The sequence below is a fragment of the Propionicicella superfundia DSM 22317 genome (assembly GCF_000423465.1).
In the GTDB taxonomy this organism is placed as follows: Bacteria; Actinomycetota; Actinomycetes; order Propionibacteriales; family Propionibacteriaceae; genus Propionicicella; species Propionicicella superfundia.
Map to the genome: position 1 here is coordinate 1 of NZ_AUIA01000030.1, position 7,692 is coordinate 7,692.

At 66.7% G+C, this 7,692-nt stretch carries 7 protein-coding genes; all 7 read left to right on the top strand.

Annotated features, from left to right (window positions below):
- On the top strand, nucleotides 1-428 hold a 428-nt coding region (locus G555_RS22565; RefSeq protein ID WP_211223180.1), incomplete at its 5' end, for a ParA family protein.
- Nucleotides 429-459: 31 nt separating this feature from the next.
- The gene (locus G555_RS0104975; protein ID WP_028708022.1) at nucleotides 460-1,092 is read left to right on the top strand and encodes a hypothetical protein; all 633 of its coding nucleotides are present in this window, start codon (nucleotides 460-462) and stop codon (nucleotides 1,090-1,092) included.
- Nucleotides 1,093-1,154: 62 nt separating this feature from the next.
- Nucleotides 1,155-1,991 (top strand): hypothetical protein, encoded by an 837-nt coding sequence (locus G555_RS0104980; protein ID WP_028708023.1) that lies wholly within the window; start codon nucleotides 1,155-1,157, stop codon nucleotides 1,989-1,991.
- Nucleotides 1,992-2,395: 404 nt separating this feature from the next.
- Nucleotides 2,396-4,333, top strand: coding sequence for a site-specific DNA-methyltransferase (locus G555_RS0104990; protein ID WP_084634766.1), 1,938 nt, complete (start codon nucleotides 2,396-2,398; stop codon nucleotides 4,331-4,333).
- 2 nt (nucleotides 4,334-4,335) lie between these two features.
- Entirely contained in the window at nucleotides 4,336-6,657 is a 2,322-nt protein-coding gene (locus G555_RS0104995) for a DEAD/DEAH box helicase family protein (protein ID WP_028708026.1), read from the top strand.
- A 196-nt stretch (nucleotides 6,658-6,853) separates the two neighbouring features.
- The gene (gene cmtR / locus G555_RS0105000) at nucleotides 6,854-7,213 is read left to right on the top strand and encodes a Cd(II)/Pb(II)-sensing metalloregulatory transcriptional regulator CmtR (RefSeq protein ID WP_028708027.1); all 360 of its coding nucleotides are present in this window, start codon (nucleotides 6,854-6,856) and stop codon (nucleotides 7,211-7,213) included.
- Nucleotides 7,210-7,692, top strand: a 483-nt coding sequence (locus tag G555_RS0105005; RefSeq protein ID WP_028708028.1) for a cadmium resistance transporter, incomplete at its 3' end; no start/stop codon positions are given. The genes cmtR and G555_RS0105005, both read left to right, overlap by 4 nt.

Below are 7,692 nucleotides of genomic sequence, written 5' to 3' on the forward strand. Positions count from 1 at the left end.
CCCCGCCGGCCCTCGGCCTGGTCACCCTGGCAGCCCTGGCGGCCGCCGACGTCGTGGTGGCGGCCGTGGCGTGCGAGACCGAGGCCTACGACCAGCTCGACCGGCTCGTGGAGGTGATCGCCCAGCGGATCGCCCCGAGGATGAAGCCCGGCCAGCGCGTGCACTGGATCGTGCCCACCCGCTACGACGGCCGCCGGCTGCTCGACCGCGACGTCGTGGACATGCTCACCGAGCAGCACCCCGGCCGAGTGACCACCCCCGTCCGGGAAGCCGTAGCCGCGCGAGACGCCTACACCAGCGGAATGCCCGTGTCGGTGTTTGCCCCAGGCTCACCGATCGCGGCCGACTACGCCGCCGCCCTCGCCCCGATCATCGGCACACCCGAGCCCGACGCCCAGGTGAGCGCCGAGCACCACGCCACCGCCTGACCACATCGACCAACCAGACCAAGGAGACACGATGACCCGCCGCAGCCTGCGCGACCGCAACCGCGCCGCCATCGCCCTCGACCCGGACACCCCGGACCTCGAGCCCACGGCCGAGCCGCGCAGCTCGGCACAGCCCACCGCCACGCGACCCGTCGAGGAGCCCGCCCACGCCCCACAGAAGGCCACCAGCGCCACCGAGAAGGGCAGCACAACCAAGAAGCCGGCCGCCGTCCGCAAGGCCGCCACGGCGGCCGCCAGCGACACCGCCCGGCTCGGCATCTACCTCACCCCTCAGGAGTTCGAGGACGCCAAGGCCGCCTACCTGGCCGACTGGACCAACGGGGGAGAGGCCGACACGTTCGCCCGCTGGATCGCAGCCGCGATCGAGACCTACGCCGCGCGCACCCCCAAGCAACGCGCGACCGCGCAGCCCCGGGGACGCGCCGACGAGCGCACCGGCTCAACCCGATCGTTCTCCATCCCCACCGACACCGTGGCCCGGATGCGCGCCGCGATCAACGCCGACCAGCAGGCCGGCCGCTGGCCCAGCGACAGCGCATGGTGCAGCGAGGCGATCGCCGCCGCCGTCGACGCCGCCCGCACCAAAAACGACGGTTCGCTGCCCACACCACCGCCGCGCCTGCCCAACCGGCTCGTGCGATAACCCATGTCAGACCACGCTGACAGCATTGACCAACTCGACACGGCAGACAGGGGACACACACCATGACCAACCACCAGCCCGAACCCGGCACAGACCCGGCCGAGGCCTACGCCACCGAGTACCGGCGACTGTGGGACGCCACCGTGGCCACCCTCACCGCCGCCGTCCAGCTCGACCACCCGCAGCACGGACCGGTCGACTTCTCCGACTTCCTGGCCTCAGCGCTCGGAGCCGTCGCCGCCAACGTCGGCAGCGCGAACAGGATCACAGCTGGCCGGCCCGGCTCATGGGAGTCCGACGCCCTCAGCCAGCTCGTCGGCGGCACCGTGGGCTACGACGCCGACCCGGTAGTTCTGGCGCCACGGCGCACCCTGCCGGTGATCGTGCCGCTCAACGTCGCCCAGCTCGTCACCGAGGCCTACCAGGACGCGTCGACCGCGCAGCGCGAAACGATGCTGCCGCACGTCGACGACGCCGCCCAGGTGCTCTATCGAGCAGGGGAGGAGTGGAGCGCCCAACACCCAGGACCGACCGAAGGAGCGCCCGCCGAAGAGTGGGACGCCTACAACGCGGCCGTTGACGCCCAGGCAGCGCAGGAAGAGGCGGCCGAGGAACTGCTCCGGGCACGCTATGCAGCCACCTTCCAGGCCTACGCCGAAGCCTTCACCGCCGCCGTACTCGACACGGCGCGGGCCATCGGGCTCGCCGTCGATGTCGAGGTCAAGGCCGAGACCGACCCCGAGGCGGGGTGGTGGGACCCCACGGACACGATCAATCCGGCCGACGACGAGCGTGGCGACGCCTTGGCGTGGCACTTGTGGGAAGCAGCCCACGACCGCGTACCGCTCCCGCGCGCCCTCGTCGAGATCCCGGCCGAGGCCGCCGAGGAGGAACAGTGACCGCCATCCGCACCCGCCCCGGGATGAGTTGGGTAGTGACCGGGGGAGTGCTCGCACTAGTCGGGCTGGCCATCATCCTGTGGCCCGAGCCCGGGTTCACACCGCACCCGCTGCCCTTCCCGCCCTCTGCGTCGACGAGGCCCATCGCGGGCTACGCGGTGTTCGGCTACCCACTGCTAGCCCTGGGCTTGATCATCGCCGTCGCGGGGGCCCTGCGTGCGGCGGTTGCTGCCGCTCGATCACACCGCCGCTAGGTGCTGGGCCGGTGTGCGAGCTGGAGCGCCGCAGGTGGCGGGGGCCGGAGGTTTCAGAGCCAGTACGGAAGAATGACGAGCGTGAAGCTGCACCGTCGCCCGAGGTGACCGCGCTGCGAGAGAGGACTAGATGTGGACACCGTGGACGACATGACGGAGCTTGAATCGCTGCCCGTTGAGCAGCTCGTCGAACTGATTCGGGAGAAGACCGGCGCAGGCGTCAACCTGTCATTCCCCGGGAAGGTGCTCGCCCGGCAGCTGGGACGCAGGGTCCGCCCGCGCACGATGCGCACCGTCAAGGCTCATAGCGCCGGCGACGAGGAGGCCAGCGCGAAGAACCTGCTGATCGAGGGCGACAACCTTCAGGCGTTGGCGTCGCTATACCGCGAGAAGGGACAGGTGGATCTGATTCTGACCGATCCGCCGTACAACACGGGCAGTGATTTCCGGTACAACGACAAGTGGGACAAGGACCCCAACGACCCGGACCTCGGCGAGTTCGTGGGCAGCGACGACCCCGCGCGCCACACCAAGTGGATGAAGTTCATGTACCCCCGCCTCCAGATGATGAAGGCGATGCTGAAGCCGGGCGGGGTGCTGGCGATCTGTATCGACAGCCGCGAACTCTTCCACCTCGGACAGATGCTCGACGAGTTGTTCTACGAGGAGAACCGGCTGGCCATCATCAATTGGCAGAAGAGCTACGCTCCGCGCTCCGACAACCGGCACGTCTCAACTGCCACCGAGTACGTCCTCGTGTACGCGAAGAGCGAGCGACTAGCGAAGACGGGACTCGAACCGCGCACGGACAGCATGGATGCGCGATACCAGACGCGTGACGGTGACTCCAGGCTGTGGAAGTCGGGCGACTTCTCGGGACCGAAAGCGCTGACCCATCAGGGCATGGTGTACGGCATCCAGTCGCCGTTCACGGGAGAGGTCCACTACCCACCGTCGGGACGGTGCTGGGTCATACCGCAGCGAGAGGCTAAGCCCCTGTTGGAGCGTTGGGGCGTGACGTACGAGCTGCGCGACATCAAGGACGCGGACGCCCGGGCGTCGGTCATCGGTGTCGAGGCCACGGGACTCCGCACGGTCAAGGCGCTCATGCTGAAGACACCCGTAGGAGAGGCAAAGGAGAAGGCGAGCCGCCTGCTCGCCGACGGCCCGTGGCCACAGGTCTACTTCGGCGTCAAGGGCACGGGACGCCCAGCGATGAAGCGCTACCTCGAAGACGTCAAGCAAGGTCGCGTGCCCATGACCTACTGGGCCGACGAGGACATGGACGATCCCGAAGTGCTGGGCAGCGTGTCGTGGGACCATGAGCAGTCCGGGCACAGTCAGACGGGTGTCGACGAGCTAACGGCGATCGTGGGTGCCGGTCACGGCTTCGAGACCGTGAAGCCGATGAAGTTGATGACCAAGATCATCCAGATTTGGTGCCCGCCGAACGGCACCGTTCTCGACCTGTTCGCGGGCTCGGGCACGACCGGTCACGCCGTGCTGAAACTGAACCACGACCAGAGCGCGGAACGGCGCTTCATCCTGGTCGAGCAGGGACGACCCGAGAACGGCGACTCCTACGCGAAGACACTCACCGTGGATCGGCTGAAGCGGGTCATCGACGGTAGATGGGCCGACAGGAAGTCTCACGCGGCACTCGGTGGCGGCTTCACGTTCAAGACCTTGGAGAAGAGGGTCGACGCGAAGACTCTGCTCATGATGGAGCGCGACGAGATGATCGACACGGTCGTCGCGTCGCACTCGTCGACGGGCAGCCGGCGCGGCCCGGTCCTGATCCCCGTGCCGGACGAGGCGGCGTACACCTACCTCGTGGCTCGCAACGCCAACAACGAGGGCATCTACCTGGTCTGGCATGGAGCCGGCTCCAACACAGACCTCACAGAGGAGGTGTACGAGGCGATCACCGAGGAGGCCGACGCCGCCAGCCTCGCCCCGACCTACCACGTATACAGCCGCCGCAACCTCATAGTGACCGACGACGTGGTGTGGTATCAGATCCCCGACCGCATCCTGTCCGACTTCGGCCTCGATGTCCGCACCGAGTCGTTCGTCGAGGAGAACTGACCGTGGCAATTGAGCTTTTCCAGTTTCAGCAGGAGGCGGCCTCGCAGATCGCCGACCGGTTCCTCGACTACCACGCCGACCCGATCCCCTACGGCCGCGGGGCCAAGCGGCGCGACGTACCGTTCTACCAGGCGCTCTCGTCAATCACTGGATCGGGGAAGACCGCCATCCTCGCGCAGGCCGTGAGCGAGATCGTGGCCCTGATGGAGGTGCCGCCAGTCGTCCTGTGGCTCTCCAAGGGCAAGGTGGTTGTCCAGCAGACGTACGCCAACCTCGCCGATGGCGGAAAGTACAAGCACTTGCTACCCGACACCACGGTGCGACTGCTCAGCGAGTATGACCCTGCGGATGTGGCTAACTCCAAGGAGTCGCTGCTGTACTTCGCCACGGTCGGCACGTTCAACCAGCGTGACCGCGAGAAGAGCAACCTGAAGATCTTCGCCGCCGACACCGACACCATCGAGTCGACGCGGTGGGAGGCACTGAAGGGCCGCCAGACGACCGAAGGAGTGCGGCGACCTCTGATCGTCGTCTACGACGAGGCGCAGAACCTGAGCGATCAACAGACCACGCTCTTGCTGGAGCAACACCCGGCAGTGTTCCTGCTGGCCAGCGCCACGCTGCGCTTCCCGGCGCAATTCGCCACCGAGGTCATCGAGCCACTGCGCACCCAGGGCGACTACGCGACCGAGGACCTCATCACGACGGTGCCGGCGGCGACGGTGGTGGCATCGGGCCTGGTGAAGGGGATCATCGCCCTGGACGGCCTGAACGCTCCGATGCAGGAGACGATCAACGAGATGCTTGCCGACCTGCGCGAGGCCGAAGCGGCCGCGAAGGCAGAAGGCCTCACCTTCCTGCCGAAGGCGATCTACGTCTGCAACACCAACATGGTTGCCGACGACGCAGGCATGAGCGATGACCCGAAGCAGGTGTTCGACCAGCGGCAGGCGCCGCCCATCCTGATCTGGCGCTACCTGACTGAGCAGTGCGGCATCCCAGCCGAGGAAGTGGCGGTCTACGCCGACCTGAAGACCCACAAGGACTTCCCGTTGCCGTTGGAGTTCAACCTGTTCACGGGCGGCGACGCCGACTACGAGTCGTTCGTAGCCGGCGACTACCGGCACATCATCTTCAATCAGACCCTCCAGGAGGGCTGGGACGACCCGAGCGTCTACTTCGCCTACGTCGACAAGAGCATGGACTCCACTGTGCAGATCGCTCAGGTCATCGGGCGCGTGCTGCGCCAGCCGGGGGCGATCCACTACCAGGCCGATCGGCTCAACACCGCGCACTTCTACGTGCGCGTTGATCGCAACGACGCGTTCTCCCAGGTAGTCGAGGACGTCCGAAATGGCCTGGGTGGGAACGCGCCAGAAGTCCGCATCCTGACCTCTCCTCCGGGCACGGAGGAGCCGAAGAGCCTGGAGCCCAAAGAGAACCGCTCCGTCCCTCGGACGGCCATCGACAACACGGCGGCCGCGGAGCCGGTCGAGAAGGTCCTAGCGAAGGTTCACGACTACACCGGCGACACCGTCAACACCAGGGGCGAGGGTCGCCGCCGCACCGTTCAACAGTCGATCGGCTCGAACGAGACAGATGACACCGACTGGGTTGAGTTCGAGCAGCCCAACCGGGTCAATGCCAGGTGGGTCTTCCGGCGCGAGGTGGCGCGCCGGTACCGGCCGGCGCTGACGGTCATCGACACCGACGATGCGAAGTTCGACGCCAAGGTGGGCGTCGGAAGCAGCGCTTACCAGAGCCTGGCCGACAACGCTGCCGAGGCGGTCGACGAGTACCTGCGACACGCGGTCATCAAGCAGCTGAAGCCCAAGCCCTACGAGGTCGGCGGCACGCTGGTCAGGGTGTCGAACATGGAGACCTTCAATAACTCTCTGCACGACGGCTACGACGGCCTCAACGAGCTGGAGTTGAAGTTCGCCCGCGCCCTCGACGAAACAGGGCTCGTATGGGCTCGTAACCGGTCGCAGACCGGCTACAGGATTCCTCTCGTCACGTTGGGCCAGACGGTGTGGTTCTTCCCCGACTTCATCGTGTGGGCCGGCACCAAGGTTCTATGTGTCGACACGAAGGCCTCGTTCATCATCGAGCCGGAGGCCCGGCGCAAGCTGCTAGCCATCGAGCCCCACAAGGCCGTCCCCACCACCATCGAGGTCAAACTGGTCACCACGGGCACGTGGAAGACCGACGGGACGCAGGACAGCAAGGACGGCTACTCCATCTGGGCACTGGGCAGCGGACAGTCGCTGCGTGCCCTTCCGTTTGCCGACCTGGAGTCGCTGGCCAAGTCCTTCGTGCCGTAGACCCCTGGTCGAAAGGTCTGCGGGTCAGTGTGGCCTTGGCCGTTATGTGGCGGGGTTCTGTCGCCGCTTCGTGAGTTCCCTGATGATCGGGCGAATCGTCCCGTGGGTCGATCCCCAACTGACACAGCCTCGTTCGCACGCTTAGCGACTCCGGGCTGCGTAAAACCACTTCAGTCCTCGCTGTATAGTTCAGCGCATGCTGACCATTGCTTCTCGCCTGGACGTGATGAACCGGTTGGGCCGCGCGCTGGCCGACCCGACCAGGTCCCGGATCATCCTGACGCTGCTCGACCGGCCGGCCTACCCGGCAGAGCTGGCCCGCGATCTGGACCTCACACGCTCCAACGTGTCCAATCATCTGGCGTGCCTGCGCGACTGCGGCATCGTTGCTGCCGAACCCGAGGGCCGCAAGACGCGCTACGAGATCGCCGATCCCCACCTGACGCAGGCGCTGACCGCCCTGGTTGACGTCACCCTCGCGGTTGACGAGAACGCCCCGTGCATCGATCCTGCCTGCTCGGTGCACGGATGCGACGCAGCAGAGGCGGGCGCGTGATCCTGGCTGCGGTCCTGCAGGCAATCGGCCTGTTCATCGCGACCAACATCGACGACATCATCGTGCTCTCCTTGTTCTTCGCCCGCGGCGCGGGCCAACGCGGGACGACCACCCGCATCTTGGTCGGCCAGTACGTGGGGTTCGCCTGCATCCTCGGTGCCGCTGTGCTGGTGACTATCGGAGCCGGAGCATTCCTGCCCTCAGCAGCTATCCCGTACTTCGGGCTCATCCCCCTGGCCCTCGGTCTCTGGGCTGCATGGCAAGCCTGGCGCGGAGACGATGACGACGATGACGCCAAGGTCACGGGCACGAAGGTCAGCGCGTGGACCGTCGCAGGAGTCACCTTCGCCAACGGCGGAGACAACATCGGCGTCTATGTCCCCGTCTTCCTCAGCGTGGAACCCATCGCAGTGGTCGCCTACTGCCTCGTCTTCCTCGCGCTCGTCGCGGTCCTGGTCGTAGTCGCCAAGTTCGTTGCC

Coding starts and splice junctions, on each gene's coding strand:
- G555_RS0104975 (WP_028708022.1), top strand. CDS start 460: ATGACCCGCCGCAGCCTGCGCGACCGCAACCGCGCCGCCATCGCCCTC.
- G555_RS0104980 (WP_028708023.1), top strand. CDS start 1,155: ATGACCAACCACCAGCCCGAACCCGGCACAGACCCGGCCGAGGCCTAC.
- G555_RS0104990 (WP_084634766.1), top strand. CDS start 2,396: ATGACGGAGCTTGAATCGCTGCCCGTTGAGCAGCTCGTCGAACTGATT.
- cmtR (WP_028708027.1), top strand. CDS start 6,854: ATGCTGACCATTGCTTCTCGCCTGGACGTGATGAACCGGTTGGGCCGC.